Source organism: Oceanobacillus piezotolerans (assembly GCF_003665065.1).
GTDB classification, from domain to species: Bacteria; Bacillota; Bacilli; order Bacillales; family Amphibacillaceae; genus Oceanobacillus; species Oceanobacillus piezotolerans.
This window is the reverse complement of record NZ_RCHR01000003.1, coordinates 606,881-627,032: the sequence shown is the minus strand read 5'-3', so window position 1 is coordinate 627,032 and position 20,152 is coordinate 606,881. Positions and strand designations below refer to the sequence as shown.

Annotated in this window: 17 protein-coding genes; all 17 read right to left on the bottom strand. The window is 37.9% G+C overall.

Translation table 11 applies throughout. The features are described from left to right. Positions 1 to 10 precede the first annotated feature (10 nt). Positions 11 to 1,345: a type I glutamate--ammonia ligase gene (gene glnA / locus D8M04_RS11130; protein ID WP_121522986.1), complete on the bottom strand. Its 1,335-nt coding sequence runs from the start codon at positions 1,343 to 1,345 to the stop codon at positions 11 to 13. A 60-nt stretch (positions 1,346 to 1,405) separates the two neighbouring features. Beyond that, positions 1,406 to 1,807 carry a MerR family transcriptional regulator gene (locus D8M04_RS11125; RefSeq protein ID WP_121522985.1) on the bottom strand — a complete coding sequence of 134 codons (402 nt, stop codon included), beginning with the start codon at positions 1,805 to 1,807 and terminating at the stop codon, positions 1,406 to 1,408. Between the two features lie 82 nt (positions 1,808 to 1,889). Then, positions 1,890 to 3,137 carry a methionine gamma-lyase family protein gene (locus tag D8M04_RS11120; protein WP_121522984.1) on the bottom strand — a complete coding sequence of 416 codons (1,248 nt, stop codon included), beginning with the start codon at positions 3,135 to 3,137 and terminating at the stop codon, positions 1,890 to 1,892. A 53-nt stretch (positions 3,138 to 3,190) separates the two neighbouring features. Then, entirely contained in the window at positions 3,191 to 4,423 is a 1,233-nt protein-coding gene (gene hflX, locus D8M04_RS11115) for a GTPase HflX (RefSeq protein ID WP_121522983.1), read from the bottom strand. Positions 4,424 to 4,486: 63 nt separating this feature from the next. Further along, positions 4,487 to 5,428, bottom strand: coding sequence for a stage V sporulation protein K (gene spoVK / locus D8M04_RS11110; RefSeq protein ID WP_246001183.1), 942 nt, complete (start codon positions 5,426 to 5,428; stop codon positions 4,487 to 4,489). Positions 5,429 to 6,044: 616 nt separating this feature from the next. Beyond that, positions 6,045 to 6,275 carry an RNA chaperone Hfq gene (hfq, locus tag D8M04_RS11105; RefSeq protein ID WP_121522982.1) on the bottom strand — a complete coding sequence of 77 codons (231 nt, stop codon included), beginning with the start codon at positions 6,273 to 6,275 and terminating at the stop codon, positions 6,045 to 6,047. 38 nt (positions 6,276 to 6,313) lie between these two features. Further along, positions 6,314 to 7,249, bottom strand: coding sequence for a tRNA (adenosine(37)-N6)-dimethylallyltransferase MiaA (gene miaA, locus D8M04_RS11100; RefSeq protein ID WP_121522981.1), 936 nt, complete (start codon positions 7,247 to 7,249; stop codon positions 6,314 to 6,316). A gap of 23 nt (positions 7,250 to 7,272) precedes the next feature. Further along, positions 7,273 to 7,728 (bottom strand): Dps family protein, encoded by a 456-nt coding sequence (locus tag D8M04_RS11095; protein ID WP_121522980.1) that lies wholly within the window; start codon positions 7,726 to 7,728, stop codon positions 7,273 to 7,275. Between the two features lie 61 nt (positions 7,729 to 7,789). Then, positions 7,790 to 9,643: a DNA mismatch repair endonuclease MutL gene (gene mutL / locus D8M04_RS11090; protein ID WP_121522979.1), complete on the bottom strand. Its 1,854-nt coding sequence runs from the start codon at positions 9,641 to 9,643 to the stop codon at positions 7,790 to 7,792. A gap of 183 nt (positions 9,644 to 9,826) precedes the next feature. Further along, positions 9,827 to 12,433, bottom strand: coding sequence for a DNA mismatch repair protein MutS (mutS, locus tag D8M04_RS11085; protein WP_121522978.1), 2,607 nt, complete (start codon positions 12,431 to 12,433; stop codon positions 9,827 to 9,829). Positions 12,434 to 13,064: 631 nt separating this feature from the next. Further along, the gene (locus tag D8M04_RS11080) at positions 13,065 to 13,628 is read right to left on the bottom strand and encodes an outer spore coat protein CotE (protein WP_121522977.1); all 564 of its coding nucleotides are present in this window, start codon (positions 13,626 to 13,628) and stop codon (positions 13,065 to 13,067) included. Positions 13,629 to 13,850: 222 nt separating this feature from the next. Then, the gene (locus D8M04_RS11075) at positions 13,851 to 14,438 is read right to left on the bottom strand and encodes a DUF2179 domain-containing protein (protein WP_121522976.1); all 588 of its coding nucleotides are present in this window, start codon (positions 14,436 to 14,438) and stop codon (positions 13,851 to 13,853) included. A gap of 521 nt (positions 14,439 to 14,959) precedes the next feature. Further along, on the bottom strand, positions 14,960 to 15,385 hold the full coding sequence (locus D8M04_RS11070) for a YlbF/YmcA family competence regulator (protein WP_121522975.1): 426 nt from the start codon (positions 15,383 to 15,385) through the stop codon (positions 14,960 to 14,962). Next, on the bottom strand, positions 15,366 to 16,964 hold the full coding sequence (miaB, locus tag D8M04_RS11065) for a tRNA (N6-isopentenyl adenosine(37)-C2)-methylthiotransferase MiaB (RefSeq protein ID WP_121522974.1): 1,599 nt from the start codon (positions 16,962 to 16,964) through the stop codon (positions 15,366 to 15,368). Before miaB ends, D8M04_RS11070 begins: the two co-directional genes overlap by 20 nt. A 144-nt stretch (positions 16,965 to 17,108) precedes the next feature. Next, complete coding sequence (locus D8M04_RS11060; RefSeq protein WP_121522973.1) at positions 17,109 to 17,369, bottom strand: stage V sporulation protein S; 261 nt, start codon at positions 17,367 to 17,369, stop codon at positions 17,109 to 17,111. A gap of 105 nt (positions 17,370 to 17,474) precedes the next feature. Then, the gene (locus D8M04_RS11055) at positions 17,475 to 18,272 is read right to left on the bottom strand and encodes a TIGR00282 family metallophosphoesterase (RefSeq protein ID WP_121522972.1); all 798 of its coding nucleotides are present in this window, start codon (positions 18,270 to 18,272) and stop codon (positions 17,475 to 17,477) included. Positions 18,273 to 18,464: 192 nt separating this feature from the next. Continuing rightward, the gene (gene rny, locus D8M04_RS11050; RefSeq protein ID WP_121522971.1) at positions 18,465 to 20,027 is read right to left on the bottom strand and encodes a ribonuclease Y; all 1,563 of its coding nucleotides are present in this window, start codon (positions 20,025 to 20,027) and stop codon (positions 18,465 to 18,467) included. Between the last annotated feature and the right edge of the window lie 125 nt (positions 20,028 to 20,152).

The window sequence follows — 20,152 nt, the reverse complement described above, 5'->3', positions numbered from 1 at the left end:
ATTATTATTATTAATATATAGACATATATTGCTCTCTTTCCCAGGGGTGAACTTGGGTTCTAAACATATCCCATTCAATTTCTTTTGCTTCTATGAAATGCTCGAATAAATGCTCACCAAGCGCATTAATAATGACTTCATCCTGCTTCAATAGTTCTAAGGCAGTTGCGAGAGTTGCTGGCAAGTCCTTAATACCTTCTTCTTCTCGCTCTTCTTTCGTCATGACATAAATATTTCTGTCCACTGCTGCTGGCGGGGTTAGTTTATTCTCGATCCCATCTAGTCCTGCAGCCAAGATGACAGCTAAAGCCATATATGGATTTGCAGTCGGATCTACGCTTCGAGCTTCCAATCGAGTACCTAATCCTCTAGAATTCGGAATACGCATTAATGGACTTCTGTTGGAAGCAGACCAGGCAACATAAGAAGGTGCTTCATAGCCAGGTACCAAACGCTTATATGAGTTGACGGTTGGGTTGGTCACAGCAGTAAAGTTAGTTGAATGTTTCATTACCCCAGCAAGGAATTGATAAGCAGTTTCACTTAATTGCAAGTCCCCATTTGGATCAAAAAAGGCATTCTCTCCTCTACTGAATAAAGACATATTCACGTGCATTCCTGAACCATTTACACCGAAAAGTGGTTTTGGCATGAATGTTGCGTGTAAGTTATGTTTTCTGGCAATCGTTTTTACAACTAGTTTAAATGTTTGAATATCATCTGCATGCTTTAATGCGTTCGAATATTTAAAGTCAATCTCATGTTGACCAGGAGCAACCTCATGATGAGAAGCTTCAATTTCAAAGCCCATCTCTTCTAATTCAAGCACGATATCTCTACGGCAATTTTCACCGAGATCTGTTGGCGCTAAATCAAAGTATCCACCTTGGTCATTTAGTTCTAAAGAGGGAGCTCCATTTTCATCTAATTTGAATAGGAAAAATTCTGGCTCCGCCCCAATATTAAACGTATCAAAACCAAGCTCTTCCATTCTTTGAAGATTTCTCTTAAGGATATAACGCGGATCACCTTCGAACGGATTTCCATCTGGCATGTAAATATCACAAATAAAACGTGCTACTTTTCCTTTTTCAGACGTCCATGGAAAAACCACAAAACTGTCTAAATCCGGATATAAGTACATGTCTGATTCTTCAATACGTACAAATCCTTCAATAGAAGAACCGTCAAACATCATTTTATTGTCTAAGGCTTTGTCTAACTGACTAACCGGGATTTCCACATTCTTAATCGTTCCCAACATATCAGTAAATTGCAAACGAATAAATTTAACATTGTTTTCCTTGATTTGTTCTACCACTTCTTCTCTGGTATATTTCGGCATTAACTTTCCTCCTAAAAGATTAAAAATAAATAAAGAGTATACATGGTCTACATATACCCTTTAATGCTTCACAAAAAACCTAGACAGCTCCCCTTGCCTAAGATTCGCTTGTCCGTGCCTCGTAGGATGACTTAATTCGTTTCTTAGGATCGTTCTTAATTCTTTGTCCGTTAATGGGGATGATGTCTTCTTTTCTTCGCTTTTTTCTTTAGCTTTTTCCTTTGATTCTTCTAACAAAAGTTTAATCCCAGCTAAATTCAATCCTTTATCCAAATAATCCTTAATTTCTAGTAACCTATCAACATCATTAAAAGAAAACAATCGCTGGTTGCCAGAAGTGCGTTCAGGAAAAACTAAACCGTGCTCTTCATAATACCTAATTTGTCTTGCAGTTAGTTCTGTTAATTTAATTACTATCCCTATAGAGAATAAGGGCATCGAACGACGTTCTTTATCAGTCAAAAAGATAACCCCCTAAGTAATTACAAATTTATTATATTTTATGTAAGGTTTCATGTCAAATAAATGTTAGGTTTCCTAACATTTATTTTTCTAGGGCCAGTAAACCCTTTTGCTGCAACGATTTCACAGATTCTATGAGCGCAATTTTCACATGAGCATACGTCAATCCACCTTGAACAAATGCTGTATAGGGACTGCGAATTGGTCCATCTGCAGATAACTCAATACTCGACCCTTGAATAAATGTACCTGCAGCCATAATAACTTTGTCTTCATAACCAGGCATTTCACTTGGGTATGGTGTAACATATGAATTCACTGGTGAATATCTCTGAACAGCTTGACAAAAGGCAACCATCTGATCTGCCTCTTGGAATGTAACAGATTGTATCAAATCCGTTCTCTTTGCTTGATAATGCGGTTTTGTTTGAAATCCTACTAGTTCTAGAAAACGAGCAGTAAACACAGCACCCTTCAGCGCCTCTCCTACTACATGGGGTGCAAGGAAAAATCCTTGAAACATTTCCTGAAGCATATTGAATGTTGCTCCCGTTTCTTTTCCAAGTCCTGGAGCAGTCAGACGGTTGGCACACATAGCTATAAGATCTCTTCTACCTGCAATGTAGCCACCAGCACGAACGATTCCACCACCAGGATTTTTAATTAATGACCCAGCAATAATATCCGCTCCTATATGAAGTGGTTCTTGCTCTTCTACAAATTCACCATAACAGTTATCAACAAAAATAATCATATCTGGAAAGTTTTGTTTAATGCTAGCTATCACTTCACGTAATTCATTAATAGTAATAGAAGGCCGATCATCATAGCCCTTGGAACGCTGGATGCCAATAACCTTCGTTTTCGTTGAGACACTTTGAAGTACTTTGTTTATATCAATGGTACCTTTTTCAGTTAATTCGACTTGTTTATATGAAACATGATAATCCGCTAGTGATCCCTCACTGTCCCCTCTTATCCCGATTACTTCCTCCAAAGTATCATAAGGTTTGCCAGTAATATACATTAGTTCATCTTCAGGTCGCAGCAATCCGAAAAGTGCAGTCGTAATCGCATGTGTACCTGATACAATTTGCGGTCTTACTAGCGCGTCTTCCCCACCAAATACCTCTGCATATACAGCCTCTAAAGTTTCACGTCCTAAATCATCGTAGCCATACCCACTGGTGGATTGAAAATGACTGTCACTCACCCTGTTGTGTATAAATGCTTCTAGAACACGTTTTTGGTTCCGCTCCACGATCGTATTGATTTTCTGATGTATTTCTCTACTGTCTGCTTCTGCTTTAATTATCAATTCTTCTAACATGATTCTCTATACTCCCTTAAGCTCTACATAGCTGTTCTTTGTTTTTTTAAATACTATTTTAGTAAATAGGATAAAGGATGCTCATCCTTCATGTAACCTGCAACAATGTATTGATTGGACTCTTCATCAAATGATTTTTCTTTTATTATCGTACCGTGTTCCAGACGAGAAAGAATCCCTCCTTGATCTGCATCAAGTTTTATTCTATACTTCTGCCATTCTTCCTTTAAAATCTCTTCCACTTTTTCCAATAGTCTTATAAGATCACTCTCATCATAAGCACTTATCACAATATAAGGGTGGCTCATTGGAATAAACTTCTCATCCATTAAATCTGCTTTATTATAAACGGTTAACATTGGTATTGTATCTGCATTCAATTCTTCCAGAAGCTTCAATACCGTCTTCTGCTGTTCAATCTGATCTTCGTCAGAACCGTCTACTACATGTAATAAGAAGTCTGCCTCTGCGACTTCTTCCAGAGTGGAACGGAAAGCAGCAATTAACGATGTAGGAAGCTGTTGCAAGAATCCAACCGTATCTGTTAACAGTCCATGAAACCCAGAGGGGAAACTTACCTTCCTCGTCAATGGATCAAGCGTTGCAAATAGTTGATTCTCTTCCAATGAATCACTGTCAGTTAAACGGTTAAATATCGTCGATTTGCCAGCATTTGTATACCCAGTAAGTGCTATCTGAAACACTTCATTTGTTTTCCTGCGCTTTCGATATTGTTCACGTTGCTTGATAACACCTTGCAGCTTTCGCTTGATATCCAGCATTCGATTACGGATATGTCGCCTATCACTTTCTAATTTTGTCTCACCCGGTCCTCTGGTTCCTATTCCAGCGCCCAATCGAGACATCTCCAAACCTTGCCCGACTAGTCGAGGCAGCATGTACTCTAATTGAGCCAGCTCTACTTGTAATTTTCCTTCTTTTGTTTTTGCACGCATTGCAAAAATATCTAGAATAAGCTGACTTCGATCTATGATTCGTACACCTAGCACGCCGGTTAAATTTCTTAATTGACTTGGGGATAGTTCGTCATTGGCAATTACTAAGTCAATCTCATCATCGATGGCAGCTTGTCTGATTTCTTCGAGCTTACCCTCTCCAACGTAAGTTGCAGGATGGACTTTATTACGATTTTGGGTAATGACATTTATTACTTCACCACCCGCTGTCTTTCCTAAGGAAACGAGCTCTGATAGAGAAGTTGTGAAACGATCCTCTTGTTGATTTGCTTTTTTTACAGCTATTACTAAAATTCTTTCTTGGGGCATGTACTAACCTCTTTCCAATATTTCTCCAGCAATAATGGTTTGCTGGAGAGATCATTCTTCTTATTATTGTCCACTAATTCGCGTTAATTGATCAATCTGAAGATCTTGAGCTGTTAACTGAATTAAATCTTCTGTATGATATCGATTGCGTTCCAAAAGCCTCACTGCTTGCATACGAATCGCATGCTCAATCACATTGCGAACATATCTGGCATTGGCAAAATTTCTTGATCCTTCCTGTACCTGCTTAAATAAATGGTTTCTTAATTCCCATTCCGCTTCCTTCGTTAAGTTATATTCTTTTTCAGAAGCCATTTGTTTGGCGATTTCCATTAATTCATCCACCTCATAATCATCAAAATTAAGGATGAATGGAAAACGAGATTTTAATCCGGGATTTAATTGAAGGAACCGTTCCATTTCATAGGGATAACCGGCAAGAATAAGAACAAAGTCACTATGATGGTCTTCCATTTGCTTCACCAAGGTATCAATTGCTTCTTTTCCAAAATCTTTCTCTCCACCACGTGCTAGTGAATAAGCTTCATCAATAAATAGAACACCGCCCAATGCCTTCTGAATTATGGCCCTTGTCTTCTGTGCGGTTTGACCGATGTATTCCCCAACTAAATCTGCTCTTTCTGCTTCAATAAAATGACCTTTAGATAATAAATTCATGTCAAAATAAAGCTTCGCAAGTTTCCTGGCTACTGTCGTCTTTCCTGTTCCTGGATTTCCTTTAAAAAGCATATGAAGTACTTGATTACCGGCTTTTAAACCAGATTCTTTTCTTTTCTGACTAATGATAGCAGTAGCATATATCTCTTGTATCGTTTTTTTGAATTTGTTCATTCCAACAAATGCGGAAAAATGACTATCAATCTCTTTGAATGGATTGTGTTCCATGTAATGAACCTTTTTTTTATTATGTGCAGCTACTCTTTTATTATCATTTAAAACTATGTTGATCTGTCCGCTTTTCGGTCGGTTCCTTTGCGCCTCCACACCATCACCCCTTCAGTCATGGATAGTATACGCAAAAGGGATAATTCTTGTGACAAACGCCTAGAAGCCAGACGAAAATCTTTCAATGCGGATTAACCATATTCAAATAGTGGGTAACACCGCTGCGGAAATACACTACGCTTTCCGCGGGCGCTGCTGACCGTGTATTTCCTCCGCTAAATTGCGCTTCATAATCTTAACAATGTATAGAGGAAACACAACTCCCCTTACGAAGTGATTGGAGCGGAGGGCAGTCGACTCCTCGAAAAAGAAAACCACTTTTTCTTCGTGCGATGTATCGCTGCCGCAGCCTTCCTTGTCCTGCGGGAAAAGCAACAAGCGAAGACCCCGCAGGAAGTGCGAAGGAACAAAGGCTAAGAGCGCCACGTCCTTATGTCTTCGCCTTTATGACCAACATCCTGTTGGCCCGAGGCTGAGACGTTGCCCGCGGAAAGCGTACTGTCCGCATCGGAAATCAAGCACATAATTCTATAGTGTTTCCGGGGTATGATCCAAATACTGAATTTTACACATGAAGTGTCTATCTTTTATTTACAACAGTTATTTGGAACACCATTTTCACCATGAAAAAACGGACGAAAAACGTCCGTTTTTTTTATTCTTTTTCTTTTTCAAGCGTTATATTTTTAGAAGGTGCGAAAGTTGAAATAGCATGCTTGAAGATAAGCTGCTGCTTCCCTTCCGTTTCTAATAGTACCGTAAAGTTATCAAAGGCCTTCACTAGACCTCTTATTTGAAATCCATTTGTTAAAAATACCGTAACGGAGATATGATTCTTTCTTAACTGGTTCAAGTATTGGTCCTGAATGTTCACATTTTGTGCCATATTGCTTCCTCCTCTTTTCTATCTATACATAATACATTCTATTTATTTTCCAAAATTCCTGCTAAATCGTCTAAAATCATCTGGAACTTTTTCTCTAGTGTCTCTGGCGTAACCTCATACCAGTCAATGGCCATTTTATTTCTAAACCAAGTGTACTGCCGTTTTGCAAAGCGTCTGGAGTTGCGTTTCAATATATCTATCGATTCTTCCAGTGATTGAGTCCCCTCAAAATAAGGTATAAATTCTTTGTATCCAATTCCTCTCATGGATTGACACCTGCTGTACCCTTGTTCGTATAAGGATTTCACTTCGTCTAATAAACCCTGGTCCATCATGTCATTAACACGCTTGTTTATACGCTTATATAGTAGCTCTCTTTCCATTTCTAACCCAATAAGGATCAGATGATAAGGTGACTCTAAAGCCTGATCCTCTTGATATTCTGTCATCGTCTTTCCAGTTGTTTCATAGATTTCCATGGCACGTATAACACGTCTATGGTTATTTGGATGGATTTTCTCCGCCTGAACTGGATCAATCTCCTTCAACCGATTATACAGAGGCATGATTCCTTCAACCTCTACTTGCTCCTGTAGTCTGTTCGTGATGCTGTTATCTCTTTCCGTATCCGAAAAATGATAATCGAAAAGTGCAGCTTGTATGTATAGTCCACTGCCGCCAACTAAGATCGGCAGTTTGTTACGACTTGTAATTTCATCAATACTGGACTTCACATGGCTTTGGAAAGCAGCGACAGAAAAAGGTTCATCCGGTTCTGCTATATCAATCATATGATGTGGAATTCCCTCTGTTTCTTCCTTCTTAATCTTAGCCGTGCCAATATCCAGTCCTTTATATACCTGCATGGAATCGCCGCTGATAACCTCTCCATTAAAACGCTTTGCTATTTCAATACTAAGCTTGGTTTTGCCGACTGCAGTTGGGCCCATAATTGCAATGACGGTTTTTTTCATAAGTATTCCCCTAAATCAATAAATTATTCATAAGCTTGGTAGCTTGTTAGCATCCAAACATGTTTTTCTAGCTTACCTTGGATTCCAATTAACAAATCTATCGTTGGTTCATCATGATGCGCTTCACCAAGTGGAATTCCTGTTGATTTAATCTCATCGATTACTTGCTTGAAGTCCTTTATTAACTGAGCAATGATTTCCGTTTCTTTATCGTCTGCATTCGCTTCTACTAATGTGGCTTCCTTTAAATATTTAGACATAGTAGCTAGTGGTTTCCCATCAATAGATAGGATACGCTCTGCAATTTCATCCAAGTCGCTAGCCGTCATTTCATACAATTCCTGAAACTTTTCATGAAGCGTAAAGAAATGTCTGCCCTGAACGAACCAATGATAACGATGCAGCTTTACATATAGAACGAAATAGTTAGACAACAATTGATTTAAAAAGTTAATCAGTCTTTGGTTTTCCTTTTCCATATTATGCACTCCTTTATCACTCTTCATTTAGCTTTTCCTTGGATGTAAGAATTATTCTGGCCTACATGACTCGCTTGAACATTTTCTCTAATTCATAGGTCGAAAAATGCACGATAATTGGTCTGCCATGCGGACATGTGAATGGATCCGTTGTATGGCGTAGATCTTCAAGCAGGCGGAACATTTCATCTTGATTAAGATAATGATTGGCCTTGATTGACCGCTTGCATGACATTAATATCGCTGCATCCTCACGAATAGATTCAATATCGACCTGTTCTTCATGCATAACTTGTTCAACCATTTCACGAATGACTTCTTCTTCAAACCCATTTGGAAACCAATTAGGATGAGAACGAATGATATACGTGTTATTCCCAAATTGATCAAAGAACAAACCAACCTTACCCAGCTCTTCTTTGTACTGCTCGATAAAAATCGCTTCCTGCTTCGAGAACTCAAATGTCATCGGAATTAATAATTCCTGTGCTTCATTTGTTGGTTTTCCTAGCTTCGCCTTGAAAAACTCATACTTAACCCTCTCCTGTGCAGCATGCTGGTCGATCATGTACAACCCATTCTCATTTTGCGCCAGAATATAAGTACCTTGCAATTGACCAATTGGATACATTTGCGGAATTCGATCATTTTGTGGTACTTTATGCTCGTCCACCTGGTCTATTATTTTCTCAGTATCTACTTGAATTTCCTCTTCTACCTCTGCTTCTTGTGTTTGCTTCACTTCATCAGAAGGATGACTTGGAAGCTTTTCGTTTATCACTTGCTGTTGATTCAGCGTACTTACAGGTGTTTCTAAAACCTTATATTGAGGGATAGGTGTATATTCCTCGGCTTTTTTTGTATCGAATTGCATGCTTTCCTGATACGTCTTTTCCTTTTTAACAGGCTTTTGCACCATCTCCGGAATAAGCGTAATCTCACGGAATTTATCACGAATTAACCCTTCTATAGTGGAGAATAATTCCTTATCCTTACTAAATCTTACTTCTAGCTTCGTCGGATGCACATTCACATCGACTAAAATAGGATCCATCGTAATAGACAATACGACAATCGGAGATCTTCCGATTGGTAATAACGTATGATAGCCACGAATAATCGATTGAGTTAATGGAATGCTTCTTATATAACGTCCATTGATCATCGTGGATATATAAGAACGGGTAGCTCTCGTAACTTCTGGTTTGGCAATGTAGCCTTCTATTTTAAAATCCAATGTTTCTTTATTAACAGGCAGCATTTTTTTAGCTACATTCATCCCATAAATCTGCGATATTACGTGCAAAACATCCCCACTACCTGAAGTTCTAAATAACCCTCTTCCGTTATGAGTTGCTTCAAAACGAATTTCTGGATGTGATAATGCTAGTCGATTCAATAGATCTGTGATGTGTCCCAACTCGGTATGAATGGTTTTCATATATTTTAAACGTGCTGGTGTATTAAAAAATAAATCTTCAATGGTTATTTCTGTACCTTTACGAGCATCGCTTTTTTGTTTTTCTACTAGAGTTCCACCATTTATTCGCAGCAACGTACCAGCAGAATCACCTTCTGATGTTTTAATTGTTAATTTACTTACTGAAGCAATACTCGCTAAAGCCTCCCCACGAAAGCCAAGTGTCCGAACGTGGAATAAATCATTTTCATCTCTGATTTTACTAGTAGCATGACGTAAGAAAGCATTCTCCGCATCATCATGCGCCATTCCATCTCCATCATCAGACACTTTAATACACTCTAGGCCCGCTTCCTTGAGTTCAATTTTGACCCATGTACTGTTTGCATCGATACTGTTCTCCACTAATTCCTTCACTACCGATGCAGGTCGTTCCACCACTTCACCAGCAGCTATCTTATTAGCTAAGATATCCGGCATTTGTATAATCTTCATGCAAACAATCCTTTCCTTCACTCATTATATAAAATAACTGTTCAAATACTGGGTGATGAATTACATCATTCCCTTAGTAAGAAAGTATTAACTTAAAGAGGCTGTGCTTTAGTAAACTCGAGTATTAGCACTACAACCTTTAATCTCTATTACACAACATAACTCTTCCACTATTATAAAATCTTATTTCCGTACACTTTTTTGTAACTTATGCAATGCATTCATGGCATCTAATGGTGTCATATCAAATAAATCAAGGTTTTTTAATTCACTAATTACCTTATGTTCACCTTTACTCTGTTTTTCAGTAATGGCTTCACTGCTAGAATCGATAAAGAAAGAAAGCTGACTATTTTGCTCTTCTTTGATGGAGTGCTCTTCATGAACATTCTGATGCTGCATCTTACCAGCTTCTCCACCTTCTAGCTCCTTCAAAATCGTACTAGCTCGATCAATTAACGGTGCAGGCAGACTAGCAAGCTTTGCTACTTGAATTCCATAACTTTTATCTGCTGCGCCTTCTTTAATTTGGTGTAGGAATACGACATTACCGTTATCTTCTTCTGCACGAACATGAATATTCTTAAGGTGAGATAATGATTCTTCCAAAGCAGTCAATTCATGATAGTGTGTAGAAAAGAGCGTTTTTGCTTGAATATGGTCATGAATATATTCTACGATAGCTTGTGCTAATGCCATACCATCATAGGTGCTTGTCCCGCGTCCGATTTCATCTAACAAGATCAAGCTGCGATCCGTTGCATGTGAAATCGCATGGTTAGCTTCTAGCATCTCCACCATAAATGTACTTTGACCTGAGACTAAATCATCTGCTGCACCAATACGCGTAAATATTTGGTCAAAAATAAAAAGTTCCGCTTCCTCACATGGAACAAAGCAACCTATTTGCCCCATTATTGCCGTGAGAGCAAGCTGACGCATATACGTGCTTTTCCCGGACATGTTCGGTCCTGTAATAAGAAGAATATGCTTCTCTTCGTTTAGTGAAATATCATTTGGAACAAAGGCACCATCCTTCATTACCTTTTCCACAACTGGGTGCCGTCCATTTTTAATATGGAGCTTGTTATCTACAAAGGATGGACGTTTGTAATTATTCGTTTCACTTACGGTAGCAAAGGCTTGAAGTACGTCTATTGTGCTTACAACTTCTGCCAGATGCTGTAATTCCGGGATATGCTCCTTCATCAATTCTCGAATCTCAATAAACAATTGGTATTCTAAATCGACACTTTTTTCTTCTGCTTCAAGAATTAACTGTTCCTTTTCCTTTAATTCTGGGGTAATGAATCGTTCTGCATTTGCTAAGGTCTGTTTTCGCTCGTATCTGCCTTCGGGAATGAGATGCAGATTTGATTTTGTTATTTCAATATAATAACCAAAAACCCGATTAAATCGTATTTTTAATGATTTAATGCCGGTTTCCTCTTTTTCTTTCCGTTCGAGCTCTGCAATCCACTGCTTTCCATTTCTCGAAGCATCGCGGTATTTATCGAGCTGCTCATGATATCCATCATTAATAATAGAACCTTCCTTGATAGAAATAGGTGGTTCTTCCACAATGGCTGCTTCCAGTTTATCTAATAGAAATTCGGGATATACTAGGGCATCTGCTAACTCTGTCATTTCTTGTTTACTAAATTGATATAATGCTGCCTTTAATTCTGGTATTTTCTCAAGAGACTTTTTCAATTGCATCAAATCCCTAGCATTCACATTGCCGAATGCAATTCTCCCTGCCAATCTCTCAATATCATATACTGATTTCAAAGCCTCACGCACTGTATCTCTTTCCATAAATCCATGATAAAAGCTTTCTACAATGTCGAGCCTTTTCTCAATCCGAGTCTTACTTAATAATGGACGCTCAAGCCATTTTTTTAAAAGACGCGAACCCATAGCAGTTACCGTTTGGTCCAAAACCCACAGTAAACTTCCATGCTTGCCTTTTTTAATAATGGTTTCGGTTAACTCTAGGTTTCTCTTAGAATACATATCAAGAGAAAGATAATCTTTCAGCTCAATAACCTCAGCCTTTTGCAAATGATCTAAGGAGCGTTTCTGTGTAAACTGAATATAGTTTAATAAACGGCTAAAAGCCTTCATTAAACGTTCATCATTATTGATGTTCTCACTCAAATTACGGTACTCCGCATTAAAATTAACTTCATCCTGATAAGACAGAGTTACATTTAAACGATCTTTTAATTGGGTTTGAAGCTGCTCTGGTAAATTAGAAGAAACCACGATTTCCTTAATGGGCTGGCTATATAACTCATGAATTACCGCATCCCAGCCATCTGTTATAAGCGCAATCCGAGTTTCTCCTGTTGATAAATCATTATATACAACAGCAAAAGAGCCATCCGTGAAGTGGGATAAACTGGCAAGATAATTATTCTCCCCTTCTTTTAACATGCTGCTTTCCATAACTGTTCCAGGTGTTATCAGTTGAATAACTTCACGTTTCACAACACCCTTTGCCGTTTTTGGATCCTCAACCTGTTCACAGATGGCTACTTTATAACCTTTATCAATTAATATCTTTATATAATTCTCTGCAGAATGGTATGGAACCCCACACATTGGTATTCCTTCTGAACTTCCATTATTACGTTTCGTTAGGGTTATTTCTAATTCTCTTGCTGCCATGACAGCATCATCATAGAATAATTCATAGAAATCACCTAGCCTGTAAAATAAAAAAGCATCCTGATGCTGTGCTTTTATTTTTGAATATTGCTCCATCATGGGTGTCTGCTTTGCCATGTTTCATCCTCCAAAACGCCGTAGATTCTTTCATCATTATAGCATAAATTCCACCCGAACGACGACCGAATCCCTTTAAAACCAAAAGCATTGCTATATTAGAGTTTATTTGTTAAATCATTTCAATTATAAAAAGTGCTATTTACAAATATAGATAGGCGTGAACTTATTTATTTGAAAATAGTGCATGGAAACCGCTCCGGAAATACACTACGCTTTCCGCGGGCGCTGCTGAGCCTCCTCGTGCTTACGCACTGCGGGGTCTCATCTAGGCTTTTCCTCCCGCAGGAGTCTCCGTGTATTTCCTCCGCTGGTTTGTGCTTTTAAACAATGTATAAGGAAATACTATTAAACATGAAGTGATTGGAGTGGAGGGCAGTCGACTCCTGCGGGAAAAGCAACAAGCGAAGACCCCGCAGGAAGTGGTCTTCTTCCGAGGAGGCTGAGACGTTGCCCGCGGAAAGCGTACTGCCCGTAGCGGAAATCACGAGCACAACCTTCCATTGTATTTCTGTAGCGGCGTTACCCACAATTCTGAATTAAGTTACTGCGCATTTCCCATCAGCTAAGTAAGATTAAAACTTAAAACACGCAAAAAAAACACGAGAGAATATGATTCTCTCGCATTTTGTTAGTCTTTTTTCCCTAGAAAGTCAGGTTTTACACTTTCCAATTCTTCATCCGTTACTTTATAATCCCAACCTTCATCATCATCATCGTCATCGAAATTGCTCTTTTCTACTTTTACATATACCTTCGTTTCACCAATAACTTGCACAACAAATTCACGTTCAATCTCTACTACGATTTTATGGCCATTATTTGTAATCTTACATTCCAAGCAGTTTGGTTGTTGAACTACTTTTGCAAATACATCATATTCATCGCTAATCGTGTTCTCATCTTTCACCGCTAATGGGATGACATCCGTATAGGTTACTCTTTCTGTTACAACCTCAGTCTTTGTATTGTCGTTATACGAATACCATACGTTTATGTCATAGCTTCCATTGATTTCAACGGTATCTTCTGATTTCCGTTTAGCATTATATAAGTGATTGATGACCCAACATCCCAAAATACTGGATGGTCGATGCGATGGGGATATTGAATGAGAATCCTGTGTAAATTTGCGGCCTTTTCCACAGACAGCTTTTGTAATGATTTCTCTATATTCTTTATCAAGAAAAGTCATAATTACTTTTACCTCCTCTTTTTTCATAGTCATTTTATGCAAGACAAATACCTAAAGTGCATAGAGTGTGAAAATGAAAAAAGAAAGGTAACGAAATTGCCTATTTAGGCACATAGGTAGCAGCATGATTTTCCATTTATTAAAATATGGACGTAAAGAAAACTCTTTGATCCACCTTTATACTGGATAATTGGCCTGAGTGGAGTTTCCCTTTATTCGTAACTATTTATTGCTCTCCGCATGGATTCTCATTTCTTCAGCTCTTTTTTGTTTCGCCAATTTCCCCGCTCTTACTTGTTTAACCCAGAACCCGCCATGGATTCGTTTAGGTTCGTAAGAGATAATAAACGCTTTCGGATCTATGTCCTTAATGGTTTCATAAAGTCTTAATTCGTACCTTCTTGGCGTTAAAATTTGCATGGATAAGCGGTCCCCATCCATACCATAAGAGGTAAAGCTTGTGACTCCATATCCCTTTTCCCTCAGTTGTTCTGTAAATTTCAAATCCGGATTAGTAGAAACGACATTGACAGTAATATAACCTAATGCCAATTTCTCCTCAATAATAGATCCAATAATTAAACCTGTAGCAAAACCAACAGCATAGGCTATTAGATTTTGAATTTCAGAAAGATTTTCTAATACTAGACCAAGAGCATACACGTTTAATATAACTTCTATCGTACTAACAGCTGCGGCTACATATGTACGGCCCTTTAATGTCAAGATCATACGTGCTGTACTGAATGAGACATAAACAACATTCACAATAAATATAATTGCTGCCATGATGATTGCATTACTTAACAATGTGAACCCTCCATTATCATTTCTTTCTTAAATAGACTTTTTTGATTCAGCTGAAATAAACTACCTTGTCCCCTTACATCGCATGCTTATCCAGTTTCTAAGCAGCCGAATTAGCTAAAAAGACGAGGAAACAGAAAGATATTCTTTCCAGCCGGTAAAGAATTTTACCATTAACGCAGATATTCCCTAAATCCCTTTGTCCCAAACGGACATAAATGTACCTATATCGATAGCTAAATTACTAAAGTTCTATATAAAGTAAGTAATGTTAATTTGGAGTAGAAGTTTGAAGGATCAGCTAATCCGAGGCAAGCAAAAATACGAAGGCATCCGATCAGAATAATAAAACAACGAACAACTAAATCTGTTTTTTAATTGAACATAAAAAGTACAAACTAAAAATTAATGATGGATAGGTATATTCCCTAGCTGCACATTCAGAAGCAAAAAATAAATGAACAGTCAAAAAAGGTTCCAATCATTTACAAATGATCGGAACCTTTTTTAGTTAGAATAACTCTTTAATGGCAGCCCAGTTTATTTTTTGCTTTCGATCCTGTTTCCCCAGATAATAGGTCACCACCAGTTGATTCAATCACTTTGTTGGTTACTTCTCTGGCAATGGTACCAGAAACCAACTGAAGCACGTCATTGACTACAATTTGAATTTCCTTAAATTCCTGTACAACTGGAATTTCGTCAATTTCATTTTGAAGACGATCAATTTCTTCCTCTACTTTTTTCAATGCTTCTTGTTTGCCATAAGCCTGAAGATTAACTGCCGACTTTTGCAAGGTTTTAATCTTTTGGATTAATTGCTGTACCTTTTTGTTCTCATTAAGTTTTGCTTCAACTAGCTTAAATCGTTCAATTTCATCTGTGCTCGCAATCATATCAGCAAGCCTTCTAGCCTCATCAAGCACTTCTTTACGTGTATATTCCGCCATGTCCATTCACCTCAACTGTGTTTTCTGCCAAGACACCATCTAAAGACCATGTTTTTGCTTTCGTTATTCTTACATTTACTATTTTACCGATGGCTGATTTTGGTGCTTTAAAGTTAACTAACTTATTCTTTTCTGTATATCCAGCCAATACGTTAGGATCCTTTTTACTTTCACCCTCGACTAGTACTTTAACTACTTTGTCTTCATAGGTTTTCATCGATTCAGCTGCCTGCTTATTCACTAATTCATTTAAACGGTACAGCCGCTGTTTCTTCACTTCTTCTGGAACATCATCCCTTTTACGCGCTGCTGGTGTTCCTTCTCTTGGAGAATAAATAAATGTATAAGCAGCTTCGAATCCTACTTCTTCTACAAGTGACATGGTTTCCTCAAATTGTTCTTCCGTTTCATTCGGAAAGCCAACTATAATATCAGTTGTTAAAGTCACATTAGGAATTGCTTTTCTAATTTTAGCTACTAGCTCTAAATATTCTTCTCTTGTATACTTACGATTCATTTTCTTCAAAATTTCATTACTTCCAGATTGTACTGGTAAATGTATGTGATCAAGCAAATTCCCGCCTTGAGCAAGCACTTCAATTAAATGATCATCAAAATCACGTGGATGGGAAGTCGTAAAACGAACCCTCGGAATATCAATCTTATGGATATCATTCATTAAATCACCAAAGGTATAATCTAAATCCTCAAAATCTTTTCCATACGCATTTACATTCTGGCCAAGAAGTGTGATTTCCTGATATCCATCTGCAACAAGGCGACGAACCTCCTGGATAATATCTTGAGGACGACGACTTCGTTCTTTCCCTCGAGTCATTGGGACAATACAATAGGTACAGAATTTATCACAGCCATACATAATATTAACCCATGCTTTAATTTTCCCTTTACGTGCCTTAGGAAGATTTTCAATAATGTCTCCCTCTTTTGACCATACTTCAACAACTTGCTCTTTACCAAACATCGCATCTTTCACAAGATGCGGCAGCCGGTGAATATTATGTGTGCCGAACACTAAATCAATATGTGGATGCTTCTTCATAATTCGGTCAACAACAGATTCCTCTTGAGACATACATCCACAAACACCAAGAATTAAATCCGGTTTTTCTGTTTTGAGCGGCTTTAAATGTCCGATTTCACCAAATACCTTATTTTCTGCATTTTCTCGGATTGCACATGTATTCAGTAAAATGATATCGGCTTCATTAGTATCTGTTGTAGATTCATAGCCCATTTCCCCTAAGATACCTGCCATTACTTCGGTATCATGCTCATTCATTTGACAACCATATGTACGTATTAAAAATTTCTTCCCTTTGCCAATTTCATTGATTGATTTTGGAATTGAAAAATCATAATGAAACTGAACTTGTTCCTTATAGCGTTTTCTTGCTTTTTTAATATCAGGAGCTTGATAGTTTGTTTGAAAATACTTAGCAATCATTTCTTCACTAGAGGTACTTCTAATTCGATCCATATTATCTTTAGCCGGATGAGAATCATCGGTAGCGACTGGATTAATTTGCGCTTGTTGCATCCGTTGTTCTTCGTTCATGGCGATACTCCTCTCTACACACTAAAAAAGATAGGGGTTACAATAATACAGTATACATCCAAAGTTAAAATTTAACAATATTTCCAAATAGGTAAATAAAAACCTTCCTTTTAAAAATAGGAAGGTTTCATTAACAGAATTAATTTATCTAGGTTCTACAATTAACTTTATTGCAGTTCTTTCTTCGTTATCGATCATAATATCTGTAAAGGCCGGAATACAAATTAAATCTACCCCACTCGGTGCAACAAATCCTCTAGCAATAGCTACAGCTTTAACGGCTTGGTTTAATGCACCTGCTCCAATCGCCTGAATCTCCGCTGATCCACGTTCACGTAGAACATTCGCAAGTGCACCGGCTACTGAATTTGGACTTGATTTAGCTGAAACTTTTAATACATCCATTACTAGTACCTCCTTCATTTACTATTGTAGTTCTATTGCTACTATATTCTTGGAGAGGTTAGCTTATTCCCTATTATGCATCAAATGTTTGCAAGATTCAAATCATTAACTAAAAAATGGGTGGTCATCATTAATCTGAATTCGCTCTATTTTCGTAGCCTTTCCTGTATTGGGATCAATCGTAACAAGACATCCGCTCAATTGATCTCTGCCATCTTTCACTACTTCAAAACGCACTGGAAGGTTTGTTAAAAACTTCTTAATAACAGCATCTCGTTCTACCCCAAGTATGCCATCATATGGTCCAGTCATTCCCACATCGGTAATGTAAGCCATTCCCTGTGGCAAAATACGTTCGTCTGCTGTTTGGGTATGGGTATGTGTCCCAACTACAGCACTTGCCCTTCCATCCACGTACCAACCTAGTGCCTGTTTTTCACTGGTTACTTCAGCATGGAAATCAATGAAAATAATGTTTGTTCGCTTTTTGGCTTGTGCTATTAATTCATCTGCTTTTCTAAATGGATCATCAATTGCAGGTAAAAAAGTGCGCCCTTGTAAATTAATGACAGCAATTTCTTTTCCATTTATATTAATATAAACAATACCCTTTCCAGGTGTCCCTTCTGGAAAGTTAGCGGGGCGAACCATATATTTGGCATCATCTATGAATTCAAATATTTCTTTTTTATCCCAAGTATGATTGCCCATCGTAACTACTTGAGCACCCCACTCAAGGAACTGCTTATAAATTTTCTCATTGATCCCTTTACCGGCTGCTGCGTTTTCCCCATTGATAATGGTGGCATTTGGTCTATACTTTTCTTTTAACTTAGGTAAGTAATTCCTTACCATCTCTCTTCCCGGTGAGCCAACGACATCACCAATAAATAAAATTTTCAACTTTATCATCCTATCTACTATACTATCGAAATTGCATTCACTTGTTTTTGAACAAACTTTATTTAAAATTTGCCCAGTTATTATGCATATCTTCCAACGGTATTGGAATTATATCTATATACTGCATAACTTGTTCCATAGAATTTTCACTACTTCTATAAATAGAATAAAAAACGGTCCAATGACCGTTTTTTATTTGGCGTATTCAACTGCTCTTGTTTCTCTAATAACAGTAACTTTGATATGACCCGGATAATCCAGTTCACTTTCAATTCGTTTGCGTATTTCTCTTGCAACACGAACAGATTCTAAGTCATCTATTTCATCCGGCTTCACCATGATTCGAATCTCTCGTCCCGCTTGGATAGCAAAGGATTTTTCTACTCCTTCAAACGACTCAGAGATTTCTTCGAGTTTTTCTAAACGTTTAATGTAGTTTTCTAATGTTTCACTTCTAGCACCAGGTCTAGCAGCAGATAATGCATCCGCAGCTGCCACGAGTACAGCGATGATAGAAGTTGGTTCCTCATCACCATGATGGGAAGCAATCGAATTAATTACTACACCATGTTCTTTATACTTGATTGCTAATTCTTTTCCAATTTCAACGTGACTGCCTTCTACTTCATGATCAATTGCTTTGCCAATATCATGTAATAGACCAGCTCTTCTTGCCAACGTTACATCTTCGCCTAATTCGGCAGCAAGTAAACCAGAAAGGTATGCAACCTCTGTGGAATGCTTTAACACATTCTGACCATAACTTGTACGATATTTTAAACGTCCGAGAATCTTCACTAAATCTGGATGTAGACCATGTACACCAACCTCAAATGTTGTTTCTTCTCCAACTTCCCGTATATATTCATCAACTTCACGTCTAGCTTTCTCCACCATCTCTTCAATGCGAGCTGGATGGATTCTGCCATCTTGTACTAGCTTTTCTAATGCCATACGAGCTATTTCTCGTCTAATTGGATCAAAACCAGATAAAACAACTGCTTCAGGAGTATCATCAATGATGAGGTCAATTCCAGTTAAGGTTTCTAACGTACGAATGTTTCTACCTTCACGACCAATGATACGACCCTTCATTTCATCATTCGGCAAGTTTACAACAGAAACGGTTGTTTCAGCAACGTGGTCTGCAGCACAGCGTTGTAAAGCAAGTGAAAGAAGATTTTTCGCCTTTTTATCCGCTTCTTCTTTCGCACGATTCTCTGCTTCTTTAATCATTACAGCAGAATCATGTTTTACTTCTTTTTCGATCCGCTCTAAAATAATTTGTTTTGCTTGGTCCGTTGTATACCCAGAAATGCGCTCAAGCTCAGCTTGCTGCTCATTTTTCATAGCTTCCACTTTGCTTTCCATTTCTTCAATTTGTTGTTGTTTTTCTGCTAGTGATTGTTCTTTGTTCTCTAACAGTAATTCACGCTTGTCCAATGTTTCACTTTTTCTGTCTAGAGTTTCTTCTTTTTGCATCAGACGGTTTTCTTGTTTCTGTACATCCATTCTGCGTTCGCGCAATTCTTCTTCCGTATCTTGGCGAAGTCGATGATTCTCGTCCCTCGCTTCAAGAAGCGCCTCTTTTTTAGAGGCCTCTGCATTTCGATGTGCTTCTTCCACAATTTGTTTTGCTAATGTTTCTGCACTAGAAATTTTTGCTTCTGCAATAGATTTACGTATCAGATAACCAACAACAATACCGACGATTAGAGCAAGCAAAATGGAGATGATGACAAATAGTATTTCCATAGTTTCACCTCCTATTGCTATAGGATTTGTACAATATTGTCGGCTTGTAACATTTGTAAGTGCATAATCAATTAATATCAAAATAAATGATAAAATTATACATTATTAATTGTAAGACTCGTGCT

Excerpts from the sequence above, each read along its gene's own strand:
- glnA (WP_121522986.1), bottom strand. The coding sequence starts at position 1,345 with ATGCCGAAATATACCAGAGAAGAAGTGGTAGAACAAATCAAGGAAAAC.
- D8M04_RS11120 (WP_121522984.1), bottom strand. The coding sequence starts at position 3,137 with ATGTTAGAAGAATTGATAATTAAAGCAGAAGCAGACAGTAGAGAAATA.
- hflX (WP_121522983.1), bottom strand. The coding sequence starts at position 4,423 with ATGCCCCAAGAAAGAATTTTAGTAATAGCTGTAAAAAAAGCAAATCAA.
- hfq (WP_121522982.1), bottom strand. The coding sequence starts at position 6,275 with ATGGCACAAAATGTGAACATTCAGGACCAATACTTGAACCAGTTAAGA.
- miaA (WP_121522981.1), bottom strand. The coding sequence starts at position 7,249 with ATGAAAAAAACCGTCATTGCAATTATGGGCCCAACTGCAGTCGGCAAA.
- D8M04_RS11095 (WP_121522980.1), bottom strand. The coding sequence starts at position 7,728 with ATGGAAAAGGAAAACCAAAGACTGATTAACTTTTTAAATCAATTGTTG.
- mutL (WP_121522979.1), bottom strand. The coding sequence starts at position 9,643 with ATGAAGATTATACAAATGCCGGATATCTTAGCTAATAAGATAGCTGCT.
- mutS (WP_121522978.1), bottom strand. The coding sequence starts at position 12,433 with ATGGCAAAGCAGACACCCATGATGGAGCAATATTCAAAAATAAAAGCA.
- D8M04_RS11080 (WP_121522977.1), bottom strand. The coding sequence starts at position 13,628 with ATGACTTTTCTTGATAAAGAATATAGAGAAATCATTACAAAAGCTGTC.
- D8M04_RS11070 (WP_121522975.1), bottom strand. The coding sequence starts at position 15,385 with ATGGCGGAATATACACGTAAAGAAGTGCTTGATGAGGCTAGAAGGCTT.
- miaB (WP_121522974.1), bottom strand. The coding sequence starts at position 16,964 with ATGAACGAAGAACAACGGATGCAACAAGCGCAAATTAATCCAGTCGCT.
- D8M04_RS11060 (WP_121522973.1), bottom strand. The coding sequence starts at position 17,369 with ATGGATGTATTAAAAGTTTCAGCTAAATCAAGTCCAAATTCAGTAGCC.
- rny (WP_121522971.1), bottom strand. The coding sequence starts at position 20,027 with ATGGAAATACTATTTGTCATCATCTCCATTTTGCTTGCTCTAATCGTC.